This window comes from Burkholderia sp. BCC0397 (genome assembly GCF_902832865.1).
GTDB lineage: Bacteria > Pseudomonadota > Gammaproteobacteria > Burkholderiales > Burkholderiaceae > Burkholderia.
Map to the genome: position 1 here is coordinate 110,270 of NZ_CADFDL010000013.1, position 23,149 is coordinate 133,418.

At 66.3% G+C, this 23,149-nt stretch carries 22 protein-coding genes; 8 read left to right on the forward strand and 14 right to left on the reverse strand.

Translation table 11 applies throughout. From position 1 onward, the window contains the following. Positions 1–8: 8 nt before the first annotated feature. Entirely contained in the window at positions 9–1,625 is a 1,617-nt protein-coding gene (locus HWX03_RS29360) for a tryptophan halogenase family protein (protein WP_175873683.1), read from the reverse strand. Positions 1,626–2,406: 781 nt separating this feature from the next. Between HWX03_RS29360 and HWX03_RS29365 the strand changes: the two genes are divergently transcribed. Further along, positions 2,407–3,009, forward strand: a complete 603-nt coding sequence (locus HWX03_RS29365; protein WP_175873684.1) for a LysE family translocator — start codon at positions 2,407–2,409, stop codon at positions 3,007–3,009. A 242-nt stretch (positions 3,010–3,251) separates the two neighbouring features. Here the strand turns inward: HWX03_RS29365 and HWX03_RS29370 are convergent, their stop codons facing one another. The 3 genes from HWX03_RS29370 to HWX03_RS29380 are packed head-to-tail and all read right to left on the reverse strand — an operon-like array spanning position 3,252 to position 6,866. Continuing rightward, positions 3,252–4,223 (reverse strand): PDR/VanB family oxidoreductase, encoded by a 972-nt coding sequence (locus tag HWX03_RS29370; RefSeq protein ID WP_175873685.1) that lies wholly within the window; start codon positions 4,221–4,223, stop codon positions 3,252–3,254. Between the two features lie 22 nt (positions 4,224–4,245). Next, positions 4,246–5,643 (reverse strand): SLC13 family permease, encoded by a 1,398-nt coding sequence (locus HWX03_RS29375; RefSeq protein WP_175822674.1) that lies wholly within the window; start codon positions 5,641–5,643, stop codon positions 4,246–4,248. After that, positions 5,640–6,866 carry an aromatic ring-hydroxylating dioxygenase subunit alpha gene (locus tag HWX03_RS29380; RefSeq protein ID WP_175873686.1) on the reverse strand — a complete coding sequence of 409 codons (1,227 nt, stop codon included), beginning with the start codon at positions 6,864–6,866 and terminating at the stop codon, positions 5,640–5,642. Before HWX03_RS29380 ends, HWX03_RS29375 begins: the two co-directional genes overlap by 4 nt. Positions 6,867–7,140: 274 nt before the next feature. Between HWX03_RS29380 and HWX03_RS29385 the strand changes: the two genes are divergently transcribed. Further along, positions 7,141–7,701, forward strand: coding sequence for a DNA-binding protein (locus HWX03_RS29385; protein ID WP_175822676.1), 561 nt, complete (start codon positions 7,141–7,143; stop codon positions 7,699–7,701). A 57-nt stretch (positions 7,702–7,758) separates the two neighbouring features. Here HWX03_RS29385 and HWX03_RS29390 read toward each other — a convergent pair whose 3' ends face one another. From HWX03_RS29390 to HWX03_RS29415, 6 genes are all read right to left on the reverse strand, one after another. After that, the gene (locus HWX03_RS29390) at positions 7,759–9,075 is read right to left on the reverse strand and encodes a hydantoinase/carbamoylase family amidase (protein WP_175822677.1); all 1,317 of its coding nucleotides are present in this window, start codon (positions 9,073–9,075) and stop codon (positions 7,759–7,761) included. Then, on the reverse strand, positions 9,075–10,052 hold the full coding sequence (locus tag HWX03_RS29395; RefSeq protein WP_175822678.1) for a dihydroorotate dehydrogenase: 978 nt from the start codon (positions 10,050–10,052) through the stop codon (positions 9,075–9,077). Before HWX03_RS29395 ends, HWX03_RS29390 begins: the two co-directional genes overlap by 1 nt. Continuing rightward, on the reverse strand, positions 10,045–10,911 hold the full coding sequence (locus HWX03_RS29400; RefSeq protein WP_175822679.1) for a dihydroorotate dehydrogenase electron transfer subunit: 867 nt from the start codon (positions 10,909–10,911) through the stop codon (positions 10,045–10,047). Before HWX03_RS29400 ends, HWX03_RS29395 begins: the two co-directional genes overlap by 8 nt. Positions 10,912–10,950: 39 nt before the next feature. Next, a complete protein-coding gene (locus HWX03_RS29405) occupies positions 10,951–12,198 on the reverse strand; it encodes an MFS transporter (RefSeq protein WP_175822680.1) in 1,248 nt (415 codons plus the stop codon). A 151-nt stretch (positions 12,199–12,349) separates the two neighbouring features. Then, positions 12,350–12,673, reverse strand: coding sequence for a hypothetical protein (locus HWX03_RS29410; RefSeq protein ID WP_175822681.1), 324 nt, complete (start codon positions 12,671–12,673; stop codon positions 12,350–12,352). Between the two features lie 104 nt (positions 12,674–12,777). Next, positions 12,778–13,851, reverse strand: coding sequence for a porin (locus tag HWX03_RS29415; RefSeq protein ID WP_175822682.1), 1,074 nt, complete (start codon positions 13,849–13,851; stop codon positions 12,778–12,780). Between the two features lie 332 nt (positions 13,852–14,183). On the opposite strand from HWX03_RS29415, the gene HWX03_RS29420 reads away from it, so the two are divergent. After that, on the forward strand, positions 14,184–15,098 hold the full coding sequence (locus HWX03_RS29420) for a helix-turn-helix transcriptional regulator (RefSeq protein ID WP_085043334.1): 915 nt from the start codon (positions 14,184–14,186) through the stop codon (positions 15,096–15,098). Between the two features lie 463 nt (positions 15,099–15,561). Here HWX03_RS29420 and HWX03_RS29425 read toward each other — a convergent pair whose 3' ends face one another. Together HWX03_RS29425 and HWX03_RS29430 are read right to left on the reverse strand one after the other, a co-directional pair. Then, positions 15,562–16,035 carry an RES domain-containing protein gene (locus HWX03_RS29425; RefSeq protein WP_175822683.1) on the reverse strand — a complete coding sequence of 158 codons (474 nt, stop codon included), beginning with the start codon at positions 16,033–16,035 and terminating at the stop codon, positions 15,562–15,564. Continuing rightward, positions 16,032–16,460 carry an antitoxin Xre/MbcA/ParS toxin-binding domain-containing protein gene (locus tag HWX03_RS29430; RefSeq protein ID WP_175822684.1) on the reverse strand — a complete coding sequence of 143 codons (429 nt, stop codon included), beginning with the start codon at positions 16,458–16,460 and terminating at the stop codon, positions 16,032–16,034. The genes HWX03_RS29425 and HWX03_RS29430 overlap by 4 nt, the downstream gene beginning before the upstream one ends. 324 nt (positions 16,461–16,784) lie before the next feature. Here HWX03_RS29430 and rbsK point away from each other — a divergent pair, with 324 nt between their 5' ends. The 3 genes from rbsK to HWX03_RS29445 are packed head-to-tail and all read left to right on the forward strand — an operon-like array spanning position 16,785 to position 20,180. After that, positions 16,785–17,711 (forward strand): ribokinase, encoded by a 927-nt coding sequence (rbsK, locus tag HWX03_RS29435; RefSeq protein ID WP_175873687.1) that lies wholly within the window; start codon positions 16,785–16,787, stop codon positions 17,709–17,711. Positions 17,712–17,751: 40 nt separating this feature from the next. After that, positions 17,752–19,125, forward strand: coding sequence for an L-fucose:H+ symporter permease (gene fucP / locus HWX03_RS29440; protein WP_175873688.1), 1,374 nt, complete (start codon positions 17,752–17,754; stop codon positions 19,123–19,125). A 2-nt stretch (positions 19,126–19,127) separates the two neighbouring features. Beyond that, the gene (locus HWX03_RS29445) at positions 19,128–20,180 is read left to right on the forward strand and encodes an aldose 1-epimerase family protein (protein WP_175873689.1); all 1,053 of its coding nucleotides are present in this window, start codon (positions 19,128–19,130) and stop codon (positions 20,178–20,180) included. A 46-nt stretch (positions 20,181–20,226) separates the two neighbouring features. Here the strand turns inward: HWX03_RS29445 and deoR are convergent, their stop codons facing one another. Further along, positions 20,227–20,997, reverse strand: a complete 771-nt coding sequence (gene deoR / locus HWX03_RS29450) for a DNA-binding transcriptional repressor DeoR (RefSeq protein WP_175873690.1) — start codon at positions 20,995–20,997, stop codon at positions 20,227–20,229. A 146-nt stretch (positions 20,998–21,143) separates the two neighbouring features. On the opposite strand from deoR, the gene deoC reads away from it, so the two are divergent. Next, a complete protein-coding gene (deoC, locus tag HWX03_RS29455) occupies positions 21,144–21,824 on the forward strand; it encodes a deoxyribose-phosphate aldolase (protein WP_175873691.1) in 681 nt (226 codons plus the stop codon). Here the strand turns inward: deoC and HWX03_RS29460 are convergent. Beyond that, entirely contained in the window at positions 21,797–22,249 is a 453-nt protein-coding gene (locus HWX03_RS29460; RefSeq protein WP_175873608.1) for a hypothetical protein, read from the reverse strand. The two genes, deoC and HWX03_RS29460, sit on opposite strands and share 28 nt — an antisense overlap. Here HWX03_RS29460 and HWX03_RS29465 point away from each other — a divergent pair. Beyond that, the gene (locus tag HWX03_RS29465; RefSeq protein ID WP_244132815.1) at positions 22,232–23,059 is read left to right on the forward strand and encodes a phytanoyl-CoA dioxygenase family protein; all 828 of its coding nucleotides are present in this window, start codon (positions 22,232–22,234) and stop codon (positions 23,057–23,059) included. The genes HWX03_RS29460 and HWX03_RS29465 overlap by 18 nt on opposite strands. Positions 23,060–23,149: the final 90 nt, after the last annotated feature.

A 23,149-nucleotide genomic window follows, 5' to 3' on the forward strand; every position in this document is an offset into this window, starting at 1 on the left:
GCGCTCCACTACAGGATCTCCGGCGTCGCGAGCGTCGGCCCGGGCTGGCTGCGAGACAGCTCCGCGTCACCGTCACGCAGCGAGCGCAGGTAATCATGGTTCGTCGGCAGCGTCGTCCGCAGACGCTCGGCCTCGCGCCGGATCCGCGCGAACATCGCCTCGGCCTTGTCGATCGACTCCGGCCGGTGCCGCAAGAGCGGCAGCGACCGGTCGGGCAGCAGCCCCAGGCCGGCAAAAATGCAATAGTAGTTTCCGTTCAACCAGAAGTTCTTGAATTCGTAGTCGAAGGTGTCGTAGTACGTGGAATCGTCGAACGACGTGGTGGTCAGCGGCAGCCCCGCCTTGTAACGTTCGACCTTCTCCTTGATGGCGTCCGACAGCCGCAGGTCGTGCCGGTTCGCGCGCCAGAACGGCGTGTCGTCGCGCGACGTGGTGAAATAGTGCGCCTGCACGAAATCCCGGCAGTCGTCGAACATGTAGACGATTTCGGCGTTGAATGCGTCGCTCAAGCGCGGGTCGAACGACGTATCGGGGAAGTGCTTCACGAGCTGGTACAGCGCCGCGTAGATGAAGTAGATGCCCGTCGATTCCAGCGGCTCCAGAAAGCACGACGACAGCCCGATCGCGACGCAGTTGTTGACCCACGCCCGCTTGTTGCGCCCGACGCGAAACTTGATCTGGTTGAGCGGCTGCTTGTCCGACAGCCCCCAGAGGTCGAGGAAGTCGGCGGTGGCCTGGTCGCGCGACGTGAACTTGCTCGAGAACACATAGCCGCTGCCGAACCGGCCCAGCATCGGGATCTTCCAGGTCCACCCCGCGTTCATCGCGATCGCCGACGTGTACGGCTCGATCCCGTCGCGCGCGTCGTCGGCGGGCACGGCGCTGGCGACCGCGCTGTCGCACAGCAGATAGTCGGACATGTCGATGAAGGGCTCCTTCAGCGCCTGGTTGATCAAAAGCCCGCGCATGCCGGAGCAATCGATGAACAGGTCCGCTTCGAGCGTGCGCCCTTCCTTGGTGGACAGGCTGGAGATGTAGCCGCGGTCGTTCAGGTGAACCTGCTCGACCTCGTCGACCACGCGCTTCACCCCGCGTTCGGTGGCCCAGCGCTTCAGGAAGTCGGCCACCAGGTGCGCGTCGAAGTGCCACGCGTGGGACATCTGGCGGGTGCCGTCGGGCAGGCACGGCGCCAGCTTGGCGTCGAGCGCCTCCGTCTGCGGGTAGCACGCGTACGCCATTGGCTGCTGGAAGCCCTGTTCACGCTTGCGCAGCCAGTAGTGGGTCAGCGGCACGCCGTCGCAGTTCGGCACGTTGCCGAACAAATGGTAAAAGTGATCGCCGCGCGAACCGTCGGGAGACTTCCTCCAGTTCACGAACCGGATGGCGGATTTGAACGCGCCGTTCACCTGGGGCATCCACTCCCGCTCCGGGATCCCGAGGAAATCGAAGAACACCTTCTGCAAACTCGGAATGGTCGCCTCGCCCACGCCGATCCGGGGAATCGCCGCGGATTCGACGAGCGTGATGTTCGCCTGCTGCTGGAGCGCCCGGACGAGGTACGAGGCGGACATCCAGCCCGCCGTGCCGCCGCCCACGATGACAATATTCTTGATCGGATTACTCATGAACGCTTCCCATGGGATTTAAAACCTGAATGAATAGTGCCGCCTTGTCGATTTGAAGCGGCAACTCGTCCGGTAACGCGTCATCACGTGTTTGGTTCATCACGAAAATGACACCGGCAAGGCGTAGTGAATCGCAGCGAAGTCAAGCAACAATGCGAAGTCCCCATCGCACGCGGCGGCACACCGCGCAATGGATTCCACGTCGATAAATTGAATTTACGATTCGATTATCGCTATTAGCTCATTGATATGTTCGATTTCACTCATTGTTTCCAGGATTGGCATACCGTGCGCCTGACCTCTCCGACACACCTTAGCAGTGTTCGCGATGACATATCTCAAAAAAATTTCATATCGATCCCAGGCGATTCAGAGAAATTCTAAATCCCGGAGAATATCGACGAAATATCCCACAACGGACGATTTGATTTTTTTAAACAACAAAATTGATTATTTCATTTGAAGCGCACAAACTGATGATTCTTCCGCTCAACAATATTTGAAATGGCAGACAGAATTCACATGAAAGAAACAAAGAATTCATCACTTCAAAAACAAAGATGTCGACCTTTTCACATTTCGACGATCGTGATATCGACCCAAAAATAATCCGACTCGTCAGCGGAGAAATTCGTCATCATGTGCCCAGGCGGACACCAAGGCCATGCGATGAAGACGGGCAAGTTCGCGGAAAATCGGATCGCTTTTGTACCGAAGCATTTCAGCGGCGCGCCGGCTTTGACCGGACGCGACCGCGACACGGACGAATCGAGGAGGCCGCGTGCCCATCCAGGAAGCCTTGCTGAAGATGTCGATGTATGTCTCGCTGGTGCTGATCGTGCCGGGGCCGACCAATACGCTGCTGCTGTCGTCCGGGTTGAAGGTCGGCCTGCGCGGCACCTGGCCGCTTGTCGTCGCCGAGGCGCTCGGCTACGCGATCGCGATTTCCGTATGGGGATTCTTCCTGTCCGCGTTCGCTGCCGGCCGGCCCTGGCTTTATGACGTGGTCAAGCTCGCGAGTTCCGTCTACATCTTTTTCCTCGCGCTGAAGATGTGGACGCGCAGCCGCGTACTGCAGGACGTATCGAGCGCGCCGGTGAGCTTTCGCGATGTGTTCGTCGCGACGATGATGAACCCGAAGGCGCTGCTGTTCTCGAGCACGCTGTTTCCGTTGGAGGCGTTCCGGTCAGCGCACTATTTCGCCTGGGCGCTCCTCGTATTTCTGGTCGTGCTCGCGCCGATCGGTGTGGGCTGGTCGTCCCTCGGCGGGCTCGTCACTTCGCAACGCGTCTGGGGCGCCCGCACGTCGACGCTGCTGCGCGTCGCGTCGCTCGTGCTGTTGATGTTCTCCGGCACGCTCGTGTACTCGGTCGTGAATCGCTGATCGACGCGGCGCGCGGCGCCGCCCGCAACCGCATCCAGCAGGGGCGGTGCCATTGTGAGGCCGAGCCCGTGATCTTGAGCACGTAGATCGCCCGCACGATGGTAATTCCTCGGCATGATCGGGAACCCCGGCGCGCACGCCTGCATGCGTTGCGCGGGCCCGATCGCGTCGCGCCAACCCAGTTTGCCAGCGTCTTGATCGGGATCGACGAGCCACCGGCCTCACCCAGCCCCCGCGACGGCTCAGAGATCCAGCACCAGCCGTTCGCCGCAGCATCGCGACACGCACGGCATCATGCAATCGTTGCGGGCCTTTTCCGCCGCACTCAGGAACGCGTCCCGATGATCGGGCGTGCCCTCGAGCACGGTCGTCCGGCATGCGCCGCACACGCCCGCCTCGCACGACGTGGCGACCGCGATGCCGTGCTCGTACAGCACATCGGTGATCGACTGCCCCGGCGGCACGAGCAGCGTGCGCTGCGAGCGCACGAGCTCGATCCGGAACGCGTCCGCCTCGCCGTCGGCAGGCTGCGCGGCTGGCGCGGAAAAATACTCGTGATGAAGCCGCGCATCGCCGAGCGCCGGGCGCGCGATCGCGTCGACGGCCGCCATGAACGGCGCCGGTCCGCAGAAATACAGGTGCGAGCGCGAATCCATCGCGCCGACGATCGTCGTGATCGCGTCGCGGGTCGCGTCGGGCGTCAGCCCCGTGTGCACCATCGCGACGTCCGCGAGCCGCGACGCGAGCGTCGCCCCGTACGCGGCCGCGTCGGCCGAACGCACGAAGTAGTGGAACGCGAGCGGCCGCCCCGCGCGCACCAGGCTATGCGCCATCGCGAGCAACGGCGTCACGCCGATCCCGGCGGCGAGCAGCACGGCCGGGCTGTCGTCCGGCGCGAGCGGGAAGTAATTCAGCGGCGCGCCGATCCGCAGCACGTCGCCGACCCGGATCGCATCGTGCACGTGCGCGGAGCCGCCGCTCGACGCCGGCTCGCGCTTGATCGCGATCTCGTACACGCCGCGCTCGACCGGATCGTTGCACAGCGAATACTTGCGCGTGAGCCCGTCGCGCAGATGCAGGTCGATATGCGCGCCGGCTTCGAACGCCGGCAGGGCGATACCCGGCGCGTCGCTGACGAGCCGCAGCGAAATCACGTCGCACGCGACGCGCTCGCGCGCAATCACGCGCGCGGCAAGCAGATCGTTTTCGATCATTGGATTCACCGTTCAGGAAAACTCACAGCAGCCCGATCAGCCGCCACCACAACGCATTGACCGGGATCACGAACACCACGCCCAGCAGCGCCGTCGCGATGCAGTACCGGAGCACCGCACCCCGGTCCAGCTGCGCGAGCGCGTTGCCGAACACGATCGGCGGCGACTGGTACGGCAGGACCGTGGTCGCATAGCCCATCACCTGCGCGAGCAGGCCGGCCTTCAGGTGCAGTCCCTGCGCGAGCAGGCGCGACACGATCGGCACGTATAGCGCCGGTTCCGCATTCGACGTGACCGCGAAGCAGACGACGATCGACAGCGCGGTCAGCGCGAAGTACATGAGCATCGGGCTGTCGCGCAGCGCATCGAGCGCGAGCGTGTCCGGCACGCGCATGTCGAGATGGTTGACGAGCGCGGTCAGCCCGATGATCGCCGCGATGAACCACAGCAGGTCCATCTTCAGCGTCGCGGTGAAGCGCTCGAGCTGCGCGGGCGGCGACGTGCCGAAGTAGACGAGCGCGAAGCCGAGCCCGACCCAGCCGGGCGCGATGCGATGCACGGCGTCGGTGAACCAGAGCGCGAGCGTGATCGCCAGCAGCACGATCGCGTGCCATTCGCGGCGGCCGAGCGCGACGCGCGCCGCCGGTATCTCGACTTCGCCGACCGTATCCGCGAACAGCCACCAGGACGCGAGCACCAGCACCGCGCCGCGCACGATCACGCCGGCCGGAAAGAACAGCAGCAGATACTCGGAGAAGCGCAGATGCATCCCGTGCGACTGCTCGAGAATCCCCGCCATGATCACGTTCGGCAGGTTCGCGGGCAGCACCGCGGCAGCCAGCTCGTACGAGCCGACGATCACGAGCAGCAGGATGCCGCGCCGCCCGTTCGCGTGCGCGCCGAGCTTCACGACGTCGCAGTAGCCGATCGCGATCGGAATCAGGATCGCGATCCGCCCGAACGTCGACGGCATCACGAGCGACAGCAGGAAGCTCAGGGTCGCGAACGCGAGCAGCGCCTTCAGATACGAGCCGCCGATCCGGCGCGCGAGCGCGATGCCGATCCGTTCGCTCAGGCCGCTCTCCTTCAGCGCGAAGCCGATCGCCGCGCCGCTGAATACGAGCCAGAACGCGCTCGACCCGAAGCCGGAAAAGATCTCGGCGGTGGGCACCGGCGTGCAGGTCGCCGCGAGGAAGAAAAACAGCAGCGACACCCACAGGCTCGCGACCGTGCCCGTCGCCCACAGCACGATGCAGGTGAACACGATCGCGACGATGCGTGCGTCGCCGGCCGACAGCGTGCCGCGCGCGCCGAGCGCGGCGACGCTCGCGAGCCCGGCCGCGAGCAGCGCGGCCGTGACGCGGCCGGCCGTCAGCATGCCGGCGCCGCGGCCCGGCCCGCCGAGCGCACCGCCGCTCAAGCGCTCATCACCGGCGAGTTCGCCGGGATCTCGTATTCGACGTGCGACTCGTCGAAGATGTCGCCGAATTCGCGCTGCTGGCGGAACGTCGGGTCCGGCGCGCAGCTCATCGGCAGATAGCCGCCCATCCACGCGCGCAGGTCGGTCACGTCCGGCGCGCCGCCGTACACGTTCGCGACCGGCCGCTCGCCGCGCGCGACCGCGTCGATCTGCTCCTGCAGCATCTGGCGGAACATCACGATCCCGCGATCGGACGCGCCGAGGTTCTCGCGCGAACGATCGAAGATCGGCCCCTGCGTCTCGACCGCCATCGCATCCTGGCTCATGAACGTGTTCATCAGGTAGCGGCCCGCCGCGTCGGTGCGCGCGGGCTGCCGGACGATCTTCGGCGCCTCATCGGCGGGCGGCTGCGCGCCGTCCGCGTTCGGCGTGAACGACACCCAGACGATCCGCGTCGTCGTATCGTCGACCGGCACGCGCCAGTGCATCTCGGTCATGATCCGCAGCATGTTCGGGAACACCATCAGGTTGCCCCAGCCACGGCCCTCGCCTTCGTATTCCCAGCTCTTCACGATGCCCCAGTCGAAGCGCTGGAAGCCGAACCGCTTGAACGGCTTGCCGAACCCGGACGCGTCGCGCATGCCGAGGTGCTCGAAGTATTTCGAGTGCGTATAGAAGGTGTGCGTGACGTCGACGGCGTTCTCCTGCACCTGGAACCAGTTGCACGCGAGATCGTCCTGCACCTCGAAATGGCGGACGCCGTCGTGGCGCACGAGGATGTCCCAGTTCGGAAACGCGGGCTTCTGCTCCGCCGGCCCCATGTAGGCGAAGATCAGCCCGCCGCATTCGTGCGTCGCATAGCTGTCGATCAGCTTCTTGCACACGCGGCTCGCCTTCGCCGATTCGAACGGCCGCTCCACGCATTCGCCGGCCGCGTTGTACTGCCAGCCGTGATACGCGCAGCGGATCGTGGCTTCCTCGACGAAGCCGTACAGCAGCGATGCACCGCGATGCGGGCAACGCTCCTGCACGAGCAGCACGCCGCCGTTGCCGGTGCGCGCGAGCACCAGATCCTCGCCGAGAATCCGCACGCGTTTCGTCTGGCCGGCTTCGGCCAGCTCCGACGAATAACCGACCGGATGCCAGTAGCGACGCAGCAATTCGCCGCACGGCGTGCCGGGCCCCACGCGGGTCAGCAATTCGTTGGTGGCGTGGTCAAGCATGAATACACCTCTCTCTCAGGTTGTAGCGGGCTGTATCGCCCCGGAGACGTCTGCGTACCGGCGAACCCTCGAGTCGCGATACGTCCGTCGATAAATCTATTTTTTTAGACTAAATAAAGTGAAGGAAAAATGCAAGGCGGGAAAATCCATAATTTTCAGCCCGTCATCGCCGTCACATCACCAGAAATCGGTCGATGTGTATAATTAAAAAGACGAACAGTACGCGCGATCGCCGAGATCGACGCGCCGCGCGTCGGCCAACCAGGAGGACAAGATGGCGATCATTGGCGTGATGGGCTCGGGCAAGAACGAATGGCCGGAGTGGGCGACGCCGCTCGGAACGTGGATCGCCGCGCAAGGATTCGACCTGCTGACCGGCGCCGGCCGCGGCGTGATGCTGTCGGTCGCGCGCGCCTACGCGACGACGCCGGGGCGCCGCGGCCGCTCGATCGGCATCGTGCCGAGCGAAGCGCACCCGTTGTTCGGCTTCGTGCCGATCGCCGGCTATCCGAATCCGTTCATCGACCTGCCTATCGTCACGCCACTGCCGCGCAAGGAAGCGGACGCGCCGGACGATGCATTGAGCCGCAACTACGTGAACGTGCTGACGAGCGATGTCGTCGTCGCGCTGCCGGGGAGCAAGGGCACGCTCGACGAGATCCGCCTCGCGGCGCGCTTCGCGAAGCCGTTGATCTGCGCCGGGCCCGCGAGCGCGTTCGATGGCGTCGCGGCCGGCACGCGCATCGTGTCGGCGCTCGATGACGTCTATGCCTTCGTGCTCGCGCAGGTGAACCGCGCGGAAGGCGGCGCGGGCGCACACGTTCCGTCGGCGTGAGCCGCACGCCTTCCGGATCCACGGCGCGTCGGCCGCCATCGCTCCCCGTGTCGCCGGTCACAGCCGCGCAATCGTGTCGGCGAGCACGCGCACGCCCAGCATGAAATCATCGATCGACATCGCCTCGTGCGGGTTGTGCGACCCGTGATCGTTGCGCACGAACAGCATCCCGCTTGGCACGCCCGCGTTCGCGAACAGCGCCGCGTCGTGGCCCGCGCCGCTCGGCAGCGTCGCATACGGCACGTCGAGCCGCGTGCACGCGTCGGCAAGCGCGGCGCGCAGCGTGGCATCCATCCGCGCCGGCGCGCTCGCCAACCGCCGGTCGAAATCGAATCGCACGCCACGCTCGCGCGCGATCGAATTGCATTCGGCGATCAGCAGCTCATGGAAGACATCGAGCGTCTCCGTGCTCTCGCTGCGCGCCTCGAAGCTGAAATGCACCTGGCCGGGAATCCGCGAAATCGAATGCTCGTCCTGGTCGGTCGACACGATGCCGGTCGTCACGACGAGATCGATGTTGCGTTCGAGCAGCCGGCGCCAGTGCTCGTCGAGCCGCGTGATCAGCTCGGCGACCGCGAAGATCGCGTCGTGCCGCAGGTCGCGCGGCACCGCGCCGGAGTGGCCGGCCTCGCCGATGCAGCTGATGGAGTTGTGCCGCACGTTGCCGCGAATGCCGGACACGACCGCGACCGGCAGCCCGCGCGCGACCATCACGGGCCCCTGCTCGATGTGGAGCTCCAGATACGCATGCGCGCGCCGCACGTCGAACAGCGGCTTGCGCGCCCGCACCGCGTCGATGTCGACGCCCGCCGCCGCCATGCAATCGGCCAGCGGGCGGCCGGTGCTGCGATGCTTCATCGCGAGATCGTCCGGCGTCAGCCGGCCGAACAGCGCGCTCGATCCCATGTAGGCCTTGCCGAACCAGGCGCTCTCTTCGCCGCGCAGCGCGATCACGTTCAACGGGTGCGGCGACGCGCAGCCGCTGCGCCGTTGCGCGACGAGGCACAGCAGCCCCGCGACGATGCCCGCGAGCCCGTCGTAGTTGCCGCCATGCGGCACCGAGTCGAGATGCGAGCCGACCCAGATCGCACGCGCCTGCGGGTCCGCATCGGGCAGGCTGAAGACCAGGTTGGCCGCGCGGTCGGCGCGCACCGCGATGCCCTCGCGTTCTGCGTGCGCCGCCAGCCGCTGCGCGGCCGCCGTTTCGCTGTCGCCGTAGCTCTCGCGCGTGACGCCCACGCCGTCGGCCGACAGCACGCGGATCTCGTCGAACCACTGCTCGGCGAGCGCCGTCAGTTCGGCAAGCGGCAGCGCCGCCGCGTCGTGCACGTCGATGTCCGCCGGCGCGTCCGGCCTGTCGGTATGCGCGTTCATCATGCCCCCGCCGTCGTGCCGCCCGCGCGCGCCGGCGCCGCGCAAAAGCGCCGCCAGCGCTCGCTCAGCTCCGCGTCGAGCCTGACCTGCCCGGTCAGCGACGCGATCGCGCCGATGCCCTCGTCCGCGCAAAACTGCTCGAGCCCGTCGATGATCGTGCGCATCACGCCCGGATCGCGGAACGATGCCGTGCCCACCTGCACCGCGCTCGCGCCGGCGAGCAGGAACTCGATGGCGTCGGCGGCGCTCCGGATGCCGCCGCAGCCGATCACCGGAATCGACACGGCGCGGTAGCACTGGTGGACGAGCCGCAGCGCGATCGGCTTGATCGACGGCCCGGACAGGCCGCCCATCACGTTGCCGAGCGACGGCCGGCGCGTGCGCACGTCGATCGACATGCCGAGCACCGTGTTGCCCATCACGATCGCATCGGCGCCCGCGTCCTGCGCCGCTTGCGCGATCTTCGCGATGTTGCCCGCGTTCGGCGTCAGCTTCACCCATAGCGGATGCCCGGTGCGCGTGCGGATCGCGTCGACGACCTGCCGGGTCATGCCCGCGTCCATCCCGAACGCCATGCCGTCCGCCTCGAGATTCGGGCACGAGATGTTCGCCTCGATCGCCGCGACGTCCGGCCGCGACAGCGCCTCGCACGCGTGCGCGAACGCGTCCGCCGTATCGGCGGACACCGACGCGACGACCGGCGTGCCGTGGCCCGTGTACGCGGGCAGCACGTGTTCGAGATAGTCGTCGATGCCGCGGCTCGGAATGCCGATCGAATTCAGCATGCCGTCACCCGCGTCGGCGACACGCGGCGTCGGGTTGCCCGGGCGGCTGACGGGCGACACGCTCTTGATCACGAGCGCGCCGAGCCCGGTCAGGTCGAGCGCATCGCGATACTCGATCGCGAAACAGCCGGATGCCGGCATCACGGGATTGCGCAGGCGCAGTTCGCCCACGCGTACGCTCAGGTCAGCCAACTTCCACCTCCCCCTCCGTCACCACGTCGCGAATCGCGAACACCGGGCCCTCGCGGCACACGCGCCGGAATGCGCGGGTCGCGCCGTCGTCGAACATCCGCACGCACGACAGGCAGACGCCCATCCCGCATGCCATCCGCTGCTCGAGCGCGACCTCGCCGCGCATCGACGGATGGCTGGCGAGCACGCGCTGCAGCAGCGCGAGCAACCGTTGCGAGCCGCACGTGTAGACCGCGTCCGGCCGATCGCGCGCGATTCTCGCGCGCAGCAGCGCGTCCACGTTCGCGACCGCCGACGAGCCGTCGCTGTCGAACACCGCATGCACGTCGGCCGGCGCGCCGCGCAGGAATTCCGCGGTCATCAGGTCGTCCGGCGTGCGCGCCGACATCACGACCGTCAGCGCGATGCCCGCCCGCGCCGCGCGCTGCACGAGCGGCGCCATCGTCGCGAGACCGACGCCGCGCGCGACGAGCAGCAGCCGTCGCGCACCGGCGTCGAGCGTGAACGGGCGGCCGAGCGGCCCGACGATCGACAGCCGCGCGCCGACGCCGAGCTGCGCGAGCGCACGCGTGCCTTCGCCGGTCACGTTGTACAGGAACTCGATTTCGCCGGCGCCGGGGCCGACGCCGTACACGCTCATCGGGCGCGGCAGGAATGGCCGGTGCAGATCGCTGACGGGGCAGACGAGCTGATAGAACTGGCCGGCCTGCGTGACGCTCGCGAGCGGCGCGTCGGCGCGCACGCGCAGATAGCGATAGCGCCGGTTCACCGCGCGATGCGCGACCACGTCGCACGCGTGCGTGGCCACCGTGGCCGCCCACGGCTGCGCGCAGGCGCGCGCCCCGTCGATCACGTCCATCGTTCTCTCCTCGTTACGGTTGGGCGGGAGGCACGCGCGTCAGTCGAGCGCGCGGTCCTTCAGTTCCGGAATCAGCGTGACCGTGACGATCATGTCGAGCACGTACAGCGCGGCCAGCATCGCGATCGCGATCTGAAACGAATAGCGCGCGGCGAGCGCGCCGACGACGAGCGGCCCGAGGCCGCCGATCGCACGGCCGACGTTCCACAGCACGTTCTGCGCGGTCGCGCGCACCGCGGTCGGGTACGCTTCGGACATCAGCGTGCCGTAGCCGCCGACCATGCCGTTCACGAACATGCCCATCAGCGCGCCGGCCCACAGCATCGTGGCCGGGTCCGTCAGCCGCGAATACACGCACACCATCGCCACCGCGCCGAGCTGGTACAGCAGGAACGTCGGCTTGCGGCCGATCCGGTCGGCCAGGTGTCCGAACAGCCAGACGCCGGCCATCATCCCGAGCACGGTCACGGCGGTCCACAATCCGGATTTCGTCAGCGAGAAGCCGAGCTGCTTCGACAGGAACGTCGGCATCCAGATCATGATCCCGTAGTAGCCGAAGTTCTGCACCGCGCACAGCACGACGATGCCGATGCTCGTGCGGGTCGTGCGCGCATCGGCGAACAGCAGCCGGAAACGCGCGCCCGTGCGCGCCGGCTGCCGGCTCCGGACGAACACTTCCGGCTCGTGCAGCTTGTTGCGCAGCACCCAGGCGACGATCGCGGGCAGCACGCCGATCGCGAACATGCCGCGCCAGCCGACGCTCTGCAGCAGCAGCGGCGTCAGCAGCGACGCCGCGAGCACGCCGCTCTGCCAGCCGAGCGCCACGTATGACGACACGCGGGCGCGCTTGGCTGCAGGCCACGCTTCGGCCGCGAGCGCCATGCCGATGCCGAATTCGCCGCCGAGGCCGATGCCGGCGATGGTCCGGTACGCGAGCAGATCCCAGAAGCCCTGTGCGAACGCGCACAGCCCGGTGAACACCGCGAAAAGCAGGATCGTCCAGGTCAGCACGCGCACGCGGCCGTAGCGATCGCTGAGCGCGCCGAAAATCACGCCGCCCGCGACCGCGCCGACCAGCGTCCACGTGACGAGCGCCCCCGCCTGCTGCGCGCCGAGCTGCAGCGACGCCGAAATGGCCGGCAGCATGAAGCCGAGGATCAGCAGGTCGAAGCCGTCCATCGCATAGCCGATGGCCGAGCCGGCCAGCACTTTCCACGCGTAGCGCGACACCCGTTCGGGCGGTGCGCCGGCGGGCGCGGCGGCGGAGGATCGAAGGTTCGCTTCCATGATTGTCCGTATCGTGAGGAGGGAATATCGATGCCGGCGGTCCGCCTGGCGGCCGTTTGTCGTTTTTTTTAGACAGACTGGCCGCAACCCGATCGTCGGCATCGCACAGCTTAAGGGCGTGGCCCGGGCAGATTCGCGCCGGCGTCGCGCATCAGACGACCAGTTCCTTCGACACCTGCGCGGCGAAGCCGTTGAGCGCCGCGAGCAGCGCGTCGTCCGAGCCCGCGCTCGCATCGCTCAGTCGCCGCGCGTGCTCGCGCAGTTCGGCGAGAAACGCCTGCACCGTCTCCGTGCAGACCGCCACGCCCTCCTGCCGTTCGGCGAACGTCGCGGCCGCCTGTGCGAGCAGCACCAGCGCCGCCGATTCCCGCCCGTGCGGCGCCGCCGCGTCGCGGCAGCGCGTCGCGAACCGGTGAATGTCGGAAAAGCCGACGACGTCCTGTGCCAGCCACTGCGTGGCGTCCATAAGGTTCATGCTCTCCTCCTCGTCTAAATATTTAGACTACCCGTATCAAAAACGGAATGCAAGCGTCCGATATGTCGGGGTAAACCGGGAAGCCTCGCATCGCGATGCCTGCGTCAGAAACGCGTGCGCAGACCCGCGCCGTACGTGATGCCGGTCGACAGCCCGCCGACGTGATCGACCTTGATCGCCGAATAGAGGTCGGTGCGCTTCGACAGCAGATAGTCGTAGCCGAGCGCGCCGGTGCTGCGATGCGCGCCGTCGGCGAGCGCCCCGCTCGAATGCGTATACGCGTAGCTCGCCAGCAGCGAACCCACGCCGATCGGCACGCTGACGCCGGCCTGCAGCGTATCGCCGTGGAAGTTGCCGCGCTGCGCGCGGTTCGCGACGTTCATGTACTGCGCGAACAGTTTCACGACACGCCAGTCGTACGACGCGCCGACCTGCACCGTGCGCTGGCTCGACAGGCCCGGCGCCGCGGCGAGCGCGCCGTCGAGATCGCCAGGCGTCGCGCTGAAATTCACGTACTGGAAGATCGCGGCGGCCGCGAACGCGCCGCGCGCGTAGTTCGCGTTGACGCTCCATTTCTTCGCGCCGTTCCGGCCGGCCGTATTGCCGAGTGCATACAGCAGCCCCGCATTGAACCCGCCGAACGTCGGGCTCGTATAGGCGAGCGCGTTGTTCCACGCCGAATCGCCGACCACGCCCTCGGCGCCCACGCCCTTGAACGTGTGGAAGATCATCGGCGAGAACGTGTACGAATTGACCAGCGGGTTGAACTGGATCGTCGCGAGATACAGCGGCGTCGTGATCCGGCCAAGACGAAGCTGGCCGAACCGCGTCTGCAATCCCGCGTACGCATTGCGCGAAAACAGGCTGTCCCCGGCGTAGCGGCCGTACGCGCCGCTTTGCGGTTGAAAGTAGCTTTCGAGCACGAAGAACGCCTTGTTGCCGTTGCCGAGATCCTCGCTGCCGCCGAGCCCCCAGAACGACGTCGTCATCCCGCCGCCCGACTGCACGAGCGCCGTGCGCCCGCCGGGTTGCTTCACCGAACCGACGAAAGCGTCAGCGACGCCGTACAGCGTCACGCTCGACTGCGCGTGCGCGAGCGGCGCGATGCCAAGGGCGCCTGCCGCGCCAGCCATCAGGAATCCTGCCCGAAATCGGGCGCGCGGGGTGCGCAACGTCATGCTTTTCTCCTCCCGGCGCAATGGGCCGGCACGTGGGAATGTCTGGAAGATGCGATGCCTCTATCGCCGACAGCGTCTGCGCGCTCGCCGTTCGTCCAAATATTTAGACGACGCGCACGGACACGGTCCGGTCGCGGGCCGTTACCGCGCACAAGACGAGCGCAAGCCGCGGGGTGTGCGAGCATCCGCTGTCGGCTACGTTAAAATACCCGATACAAAAAAATAGACAAGCATCGATCTTCGCGATGCCGTCCGCAGGATGGCGGCGCGGCGCGGCGCGGTCGCGCAACCCGGTGTCTGTCGATTTTTCACCCGCCACCTAGAGGTACTTCATGTCCACCGCCGGTTCCCGAAAAACGCGTCTGCGCGGCGCGCGCTTCGACTTCGACAGCATTGGCGAGCGCTTGCGCGCGTACCGGATGGCTGCCGAGTTGCGCAGCGAGGATGTCGCCGAGCGCCTGAACATCTCGCGCGCGGCGGTCTACAAGCTCGAACGCGGCGAGATTGTCAAGATCGATACGCTCGAGCGGCTCGCCGCGCTGTTCGGCGTGTCGCTCGCGAACCTGATGGGCGTCGAGGTCGAGTATCACGATTCGGCGATCAGCTATTTCGAGCGCATGCGGCAGATCGAGAGCCGCTCGCAGCGGATCTTCGCGCATTTCGACCCGTTCTCGTTCCTGCTGACCTCCGACGATTACGAAGGCTGGCTGCGCCAGATGCTCGAGGAAAGCATCCCGCCGTCGCTGACCGATGCCGCGTGGCGGCAGACGCTGTCGAAAGTGATGGCGATCCTCGCGGACCGGAAAGCCGCGTTCCGGCGCGCACCGCTGAACGTGACGAGCCTGATCGGGCTGCGCCAGATCGAGCAGTTCCTGCACCACGGCCTGGTCGGCCGCCTCGGGCTGCCGCCGGGCGTGCAGCTCGAGCGCAAACTCGCCGCGCGCCGGGAAGTGATGCGGATCGTCGGGATGCTCGAGGACGATGCGAAAGGCGTGCGTATCGGCATCGTCAGCGACAACCTGCCGAACGAGACCTTCCAGATCTTCGAGGACGACGACAGCGCGCATATCGCGGTATCGCCGTTCCGGCTCGGCGAGCTGCCGAACATTCGTACCGGCATCGCGACGATCACCACGTCGGCGGATGCCGTCGCGATGTACCGGAAGATGATCGACCGGCTGTGGACCGATTCCACGAAGGGGGCCGACGGGGCCAGGCTGCTCGTCGACCTGCTCGACCGGGCGTAGTGCGGCGTCGCATCGACCACGCGCGATCCCGGTTGACCCGCATCGCGCGCGTTCCCGCACTGCGCTTTCTTTTGCGCCTGTGATCGGTAACGACGCTCAGTGATCCAGTCCGAAGGCGTCTGTATGCAATCGAACCTGTCATCATCAAGACGGGCGAGTGCTGCGAATCGTTGCAGCACCCTATCGGAAACCGGTGGGAACAGCATCCATCCCGCCGTTCCAAGTGCCGGCAACGTATTTCCCACAGCATCGGAACGCTGACCTGATACCGTGTCGCAACACGGCCCAACCAACCTCCAAGCGCTTCCTCGTAGAAGGGTCTGGGAGCGATCGGCCATGGGACGACGCTACTCGGAAAGTCGGCAGACATGCTCGAGGTGCGCGATACCGACAAATTCGTCGCCCCTGCGAATCGCCAGTTCGGCCGCGTTGTGCAGTAACGAAGGCTCAGGCCATCGAGGCGCTATGACTGCCCGGCCGGTCGCATGATAAAGAGGCGTTCGTCCCACACCACGGGTTGAGGATCTGTCACGACGATTCGCGCCGCGTCAGGATGCGCCGGATTCACCAGCACGTTGAACTCTGCCCGGACGACAACGGAAGGGATGATCAGGAGCGCTGTCCTCGATTCGGTCAGCCATGCGTCGCCGAACTGCCGTGCTACCTGCAGTGCTGCCGCATCCCATTCTCTCGGCAACGTTTCTGCCGTGTGATGCTCGACGCTAAGATCGTCGGGAACGGTTGCTTCGACCCAACCGTGCGTTCTCGGTACCTTGCCGATTCGCGCATGCACGAGTACCTCCAGCATTGCACCTGCGAAGGTCGAAGCCGCGTAGATGACGGGCCGCCCCGGACTATTAAAGCGGCCACCGACAAGCATCGCGCCGGTGCCGCTCCAGATCGTGTGTCGCGTATCAGCAATGCGAAACAACTTCATGCCGGCAGCCCGTAGAACAGCCTCCAGAGCAATTCTTCGACCCGGCGCGCACCGAGTTCGGTCAGCGCGACATCGAGCGGTGCCCGTCCCTCCAGTTCAGGGTGGGGCGTCGACAGAAATTCCCGTGCATCGTCTTCGTCGCTCCAGACGTAGGTGGTCGTGGCCACGATGCGGGCGAGGCGCTCGGTCTTCTCTGATTCGTCTTGCGTCAGCCGGTCTCGGCGTCGTTTATAGGTTGCCTCAGGGATGATGCGGGCGAGCAGCGCGCGGCGGGCATCGGCACCTCGCGCCGCATGTTCGACGCCAGCCCGCAGCGCAGACTTCGGCAGACCGTCGCGCACTAGTGCCTCCAACTCAGCCAGCGTGTGCGGGACCGGTCGCAGTCCCATGACCGCGGCTACCGCTTCGGGGGTAACGAGTGACATGTCGGCTCCCAGCCTGGTATCAGATGATACTCGATTGTAGGGCATTTGATCCGACATTGGAAAAAGCGCTTTCGCTCCCCAATTCTCTCCGCACCGCAGCCGCTCGCACGTCGTGATAACGCCAGAAAATCAGGGACCACCAGTGCAATCTTTTTGTATGCCGACAGCGGCATGGGCGTCTCGTCCGCCTGCCCGCCAGCCATAAGGTGACCCTCATAACATCATAGGATTGCATTTTCACATTCAATGTGATTTTATTATCACCTGTCGCAAGCTGCCGCCGCCCACGCGCGCGGCGCACCCCATACCAAGGAAGAGACGCAGATGGAGACAATCGCCGTCATCGGCAGCAACATGGTCGACCTCGTGACCTACGTCGCACGCATGCCCGCCCGGGGTGAAACCCTCGAGGCGCCGAACTTCGAACTCGGCTGCGGCGGCAAGGGCGCGAACCAGGCCGTCGCGGCCGCGCGCCTCGGCGCGCGCGTCGTGATGGTCACGAAGGTCGGCGACGACGTGTTCGCCGACAACACGATCCGCAACTTCGAGCGCGAAGGCATCGACACCACGCACGTGCGCAAGGTCGCCGGCGTGCCGAGCGGCGTCGCGCCGATCTTCGTCGAACCCGATTCGAGCAACAGCATCCTGATCGTCAAGGGCGCGAACCGCCACCTGCAACCGGCCGACATCGACGCGGCCGCGCCGATGCTCGACGAATGCGCACTGATCGTGCTGCAGCTCGAGATCGAGCTCGACACCGTCTATCACGCGATCGAATTCGGCGCGCGGCACGGCATTCCCGTGTTGCTGAACCCGGCCCCCGCCGTCGCCGATCTCGATTTCGAGCGCATCCGTTCCGTCGAATTCTTCGTGCCGAACGAGACCGAGCTCGCGATCGTGTCGGGCATGCCGGTCGATTCGCGGGAGAGCGCGACCCGCGCCGCCGAAGCGCTGGTCGCGCGCGGGCTCAAGCACGTGCTCGTCACGCTCGGCAGCGCGGGTTCGCTGCTGGTGTCGCGCGACGGCGTGCGGCACGTGCCGGGCGTGCCGGTCGACGCGCGCGACACGACGGGCGCCGGCGACGCGTATATCGGCTGCTTCGCGCACTGCTATGCCGGCTCGCGCGACGCCGTCGACGCGATGCGTTATGCGTCCGCATACGCCGCGCATTCGGTCACGGGCCTCGGCACGCAGAAGTCGTACGCCGACGCCGCGACGTTCGAACGCTTCCTCCACGACGCCGGCTTCTGACCGGCGCCTTCATCGACGAGACATTGGGAAGGAGACACCCATGAGCCGAACCCGGATCGAACACGCCCCCGACGGCTATTACCTGAATCGCACGCCGCTCTTCGCGTTCACGCTGCTGTGCTGCCTGTTCGCGCTGTGGGGCACCGCCGCGAACCTGAACGACGTGCTGATCGCGCAGTTCAAGAAATCGTTCTTCCTGTCCGATTTCGAATCGGCGTTCGTGCAGTCCGCGTTCTATCTCGGCTACTTCTTCCTCGCGATTCCGGCCGCGACCGTCGTGAAGAAGTTCAGCTACAAGACGACGATCCTCGTCGGCCTGCTGCTCTACACGACCGGCTGCCTGCTGTTCTTCCCGGCCGCGTCGATGGCGAAGTACGGGATGTTTCTCGTCGCGCTGTTCGTGATCGCCGCGGGCCTGTCGTTCCTCGAGACGGCGTCGAACTCGTATTCGACGCTGATGGGCCCGCGCGACACCAGCACGCGGCGGCTGAACATCTCGCAGACGTTCTATCCGTTCGGCGCGATGGCCGGCGTCTACATGGGCAGCTTCCTGATCTTCAAGGAAGGCGATGCGTCGCATGCGCAGCTCGCGGCGATGTCGACCGCCGACGCGCACACGCACCAGCTCGCGATGATCCAGGCCACGCTCGAGCCGTACAAGTGGCTGATCGTCGTGCTCGTCGCCGTGTTCATCGTATTCGCGCTCACGCCGTACCCCGCGTGCAAGGGCAACGGCGCGGGCGCGGTCACGCACCGGATCGACGCGCGCGGCACGCTCGCGCGCCTGTTCGGCAACCGGCGCTTCGTCGCGGGCGTGGTCGCGCAGTTCCTGTATGTCGGCGCGCAGGTCGGCGTGTGGAGCTTCACGATCCGGCTCGCGATGCAGATCGGCGGCCTCACCGAGCGCGGCGCATCGCGCTACCTGCTCGCGACCTTCTTCGCATTCTTCGTCGGCAAGCTGGTCGCGACGCTCGTGATGAAGCGCGTCGGGCCGGCCAAGGTGCTGATCGTCTACGGCATCCTGTGCATCGCGCTGCTCGCGTACACGATCAGCGTGCACAACATCACGGCCGTGTATGCCGCCGTGTGCGTGAGCATCTTCCTCGGCCCGTGCTGGCCGACGATCTACGGGCTGACGATCGACGGTCTCGGCAAGGACACCGAATACGGCGGCTCGATCCTCGTGATGAGCATCGTCGGCGGCGCGGTCGTGCCGTTGATCCAGGGGCTGATCTCCGATCACACGGGCGGCAACATGCAGCTCGCGTTCGTCGTACCGCTCCTGTGCTTCGTCGTGATCGTCTACTACGGCTTCTACTGCCTGCGTCACCTGCCGGCGGCCACGCCCGACGCGGCGGCCGACGGCCATGCGTCCGCGCGCTACGCCGCGACGCGCCACACGTCGGGAGCCTGACCATGCGGGGCGAAATCGAACTGCGGCGCGACGACTTCCGCGAAGCGCCGCGCACGCTGTACCGCACCGACGGCCTCACCGTCACCGCGTTCGCGTATCCGTCCGGCGTCGAGGCGCTGAAGCTCGATAACCGCCGCGGCCATCTCGTCGTGCTGCCGTATCTCGGCCAGATGATCTGGGCCGCCGAATTCGACGGCCGCGACCTGACGATGAAGCACATGTTCCGGCAGCCGAAGCGCGCGACGTCGATCATCGATACCTACGGCTGCTTCATGTTCCACAGCGGGCTGCTGCGCAACGGCTGCCCGGGGCCGGACGACACGCACGCGCTGCATGGCGAGATGCCGTGCGCGCCGATGGATCGCGCAAGCCTCGTCGTCGGCACGGATGCGCGCGGCGCAACGGTCGAAGTGACCGGCGAATACGAATACGTGCGGGGCTTCGGCAGCCACTACGTCGCGCGTCCGTCGGTGCGGCTGGCGGAGCACGACGCGCGGATGACGATCGCGATGGACGTGACGAATCTCGGCGGCGCGCCGATGGACCTGATGTACATGGCCCACCTGAACTACGCGTACGTGCCAGGCGGCCGTTTCGTGCAGTCGCTGCCGCGCGGCGGCATGCGGCTGCGCGACAGCGTGCCCGCGCACGTGAAGCCGACCGCCGCGTGGCGCGACTACACGGCCACGCTCGCGCGCGAACCGGCGCGGCTCGCGACGCTCGACGCGCCCGCGCTGTACGACCCGGAGATCGTGTTCTTCATGAACGACGTGGAAACCGATGCCGACGGCGTCGCGCATTTCCGGCTCGCGCATCCGGACGGCGGCGCGTTCCACACCGCGTACCGCCCCGCGCAATTCCCGCATGCGACGCGCTGGATCCTGCACAACGCGGACCAGCAGGTCGCCGCGTTCGCGCTGCCGTCGACCTGCGAGCCGGAGGGTTACGAAGCCGAGCGCCGCAAGGGCCACGTCGCGGCGCTGGCGCCGGGCGCATCGCGCCGCTTCGAGGTCGTCACCGGCTACCTGAGCGCGGCGGAAGCGCGCGATGCGTGATGCGATGAAAAGCGCGCTGCCCAGCGCAATGCACGCCCGCGCCGCATCAGGTCACGAGCGCGATCCCGTGCTCGCGGATCGCCGTTTCGTAGCGGCGGCTCAGTTGCCCGTCGGAGATCACGTAGTTGAAATCGGTCAGTTCGGCGAAATAGGCCGCGCGCACTTCGTCGAACTTCGTGTGATCGACCAGCAGGAAGCGGTTCTGCGCGCGCGCCATCACCTTCTTCTTCGCATCGACTTCGTGGAAGTTGAAGCACGTGACGCCGCAGCGCTCGCTCACGCCGGCCGCCGAGATGAACGCCTTCGATACGCGCACCGAATCGAGGATGCCCGTCTCGGCGACCGATTCGAACACCATGTTCTGGCGGTGATACACGCCGCCGCACAGGATCACGTTGCAATGCGGCTTCTGCTGCAGCTTCGCGAACACGTTCAGCGAATTGCAAACCGCCGTGAATTCGAGGTCGTCCGGAATGAAGTCGACGATGAACGGCGTGGTCGACCCGCAGTCGACGAAGATCGTGTCGCCGGTCGTCACGAATTGCGCGGCCAGCTTGCCGATGCGGCGCTTTTCCTCGGTCTGCCGGTTGTTCTCGGCGCTGATCAGGTATTCGCCGATGTCGCTGCGCTGCGCGGCGAAATGGCGCGTCACGTAGCCGCCGATCAGGCTGAGGCCATGCGGATTGTCCGCGAGATCGCGGCGGATCGTCATTTCGGACACGCCGAACAGCTCGGCGACTTCCCTCAGATGAATCGCGTTCTGCCCTTGCAGCACGTTCATCAAGGTCTTGATCCGTTCGCCCTTCTTTGTTTCCATGCCTGTATCCTGCGTGCCCGCCGCGTGAGTCGCTCGTCGTGCCGGGCACGCAGGCCCGGCCGGAATGTCGTATTTGTAACAAACCGATGTGAAAACATCAACTTTCCGTGTGCCCTTTCCGCACACGATCCGTGGAGTCCTGACACATGCCGCTTTCCAACGCCCAACTCGCCCAAACCATCGATCACACGCTGCTCGCGCCCGACGCGAACGACGCGCAGATCCGCGAACTCTGCCGCCAGGCGGCCGAGCATCGCTTTTACTCGGTCTGCGTGAATTCGGCGAACGTGCCGCTCGCCGCGCGCGAGCTGGCCGATACCGGCGTGCTCGTCTGCGCCGTGGTCGGCTTTCCGCTCGGCGCGGGGCTGTCCGCCGCGAAGGCCTTCGAAGCCACCGCCGCGATCGCGGCGGGCGCCGGCGAGATCGACATGGTGATCAACATCGGCGCGCTGAAAAGCGGCCGCGCCGACGACGTGAAGGCCGACATCGACGCCGTGCATCGCGCCTGCGGCACGGTGCCGCTCAAGGTGATCCTCGAAACGGGGTTGCTGACCGACGACGAGAAGGTGCGCGTGTGCGAGATGTGCCGCGATCTCGGCGTCGCGTTCGTGAAGACGTCGACCGGGTTCGGCCACGGCGGCGCGACGCTCGCGGATGTCGCGCTGATGCGCCGCGCGGTCGGGCCGACGCTCGGCGTGAAGGCGTCGGGCGGCGTGCGCGACCGCACGGCCGCGCTCGCGATGCTCGAGGCCGGCGCGACGCGGCTCGGGACGAGTTCGGGGGTGGCGATCGTCAGCGATCAGGGCGGCGGCGGGTCGGGATACTGACGCGCGAACGGCCGGCCTTCGCACGCGCGCATTACGCGTGAAGACCGGCCCTTGCGCTCGGCCCTTCTGGGGGCCAGCGCAAGCCCGTTATTAGCGTGAACAGGCCCTGGCTCGGCACGCGGCGGCATCGCGACGTAGTGCGCCTTGCCGTCCGCGCCATCCGCAACCCGATAGCCCTCGTCGTACAACTCGTCGGGCTGCTCCGCCGTCGGCAACCAACGTAAGATATCGAACAGAAGCGTCCCGCGCGACGATACGAAAATCGAAAAGTCGCAGGCCATCTGCATCGCTTCGCGATCCGTGAACTTATCGTCAAGGCTCCCATGCAAGCCGATCTTCGGTCCCAGTTCCATCACGATGGCTTTGCGGTGATCAACCGGCTGATCGATGCATCGGAGCTCGCAGGCTTGCGCGAAATCGGCCATCGTCTGCTCGGCAGCCGCACGGGCTACGCCGAGGGCCTGATGTTTGATTTCTATCCCGAGCCGAACGGGTGCGATGCCGGGCCTCAACTTCTCCAACTCCACTGGGCATCCTATTTCGAGCGTCGGCTATCGAAACTCCGTGTCCGCCGCGCCGCGTTCGATATCGCCAAGGCGCTGCTCGGCCCGGATGTTCGTTTTGCCGGTGACAGCTTTTTCCTGAAGCAGTCGCGTACGGACACCGTGACGCCATGGCATCAGGACGACGCGTTTACCGACGCGCGCATCGAGCATCGCGAAGTCAACTTCTGGATTCCGTTACAAGCCGTCTCGGTCGACAACGGATGCATGCAGTTCATCCCCGGATCTCATCTGTACGACGTCCTTCCGCATGGTCCGCTCGGGGGCGACGTGACCGCACATGGACTCGAGTGTGTCGGCGGATTCGATCCGGCGCGCGCCGTGGCGTGTCCGTTGATGCCTGGGGACTGCACCGTGCATGCGGGACGCACGCTGCATGCCGCGGGGGCAAACTTCTCGGACCAGCCACGGTACGCGTATGCGCTCAATTTCCGGTTACCACGACGGCGCTCGAGTAGGGTGACGAACTTTCCCTGGCACAACACGTGGCGGCCGTCGCGCGTCGAGCGATCCCGGGCGTCCCGGAGTCTGCGTGGGTGCTGGCCGTACCTTCGACGCGAACTGTACACGTTCGATTTCCGCAATCCGTTCGAATGGCGACTCGCGGGCGGCAGGATCGCGCGTTGGCTGAACGTGCCGTGGCAGCAGATGGGCGAACCCGAGCCGGAATGAATCGCGGCGGGATCGGTGGAGAGTTGCCACATCTCCTGGACGCGCGGGTCTCTTCCGTCATGGATGACGTCCGCAAGCAGGATGGTGGAC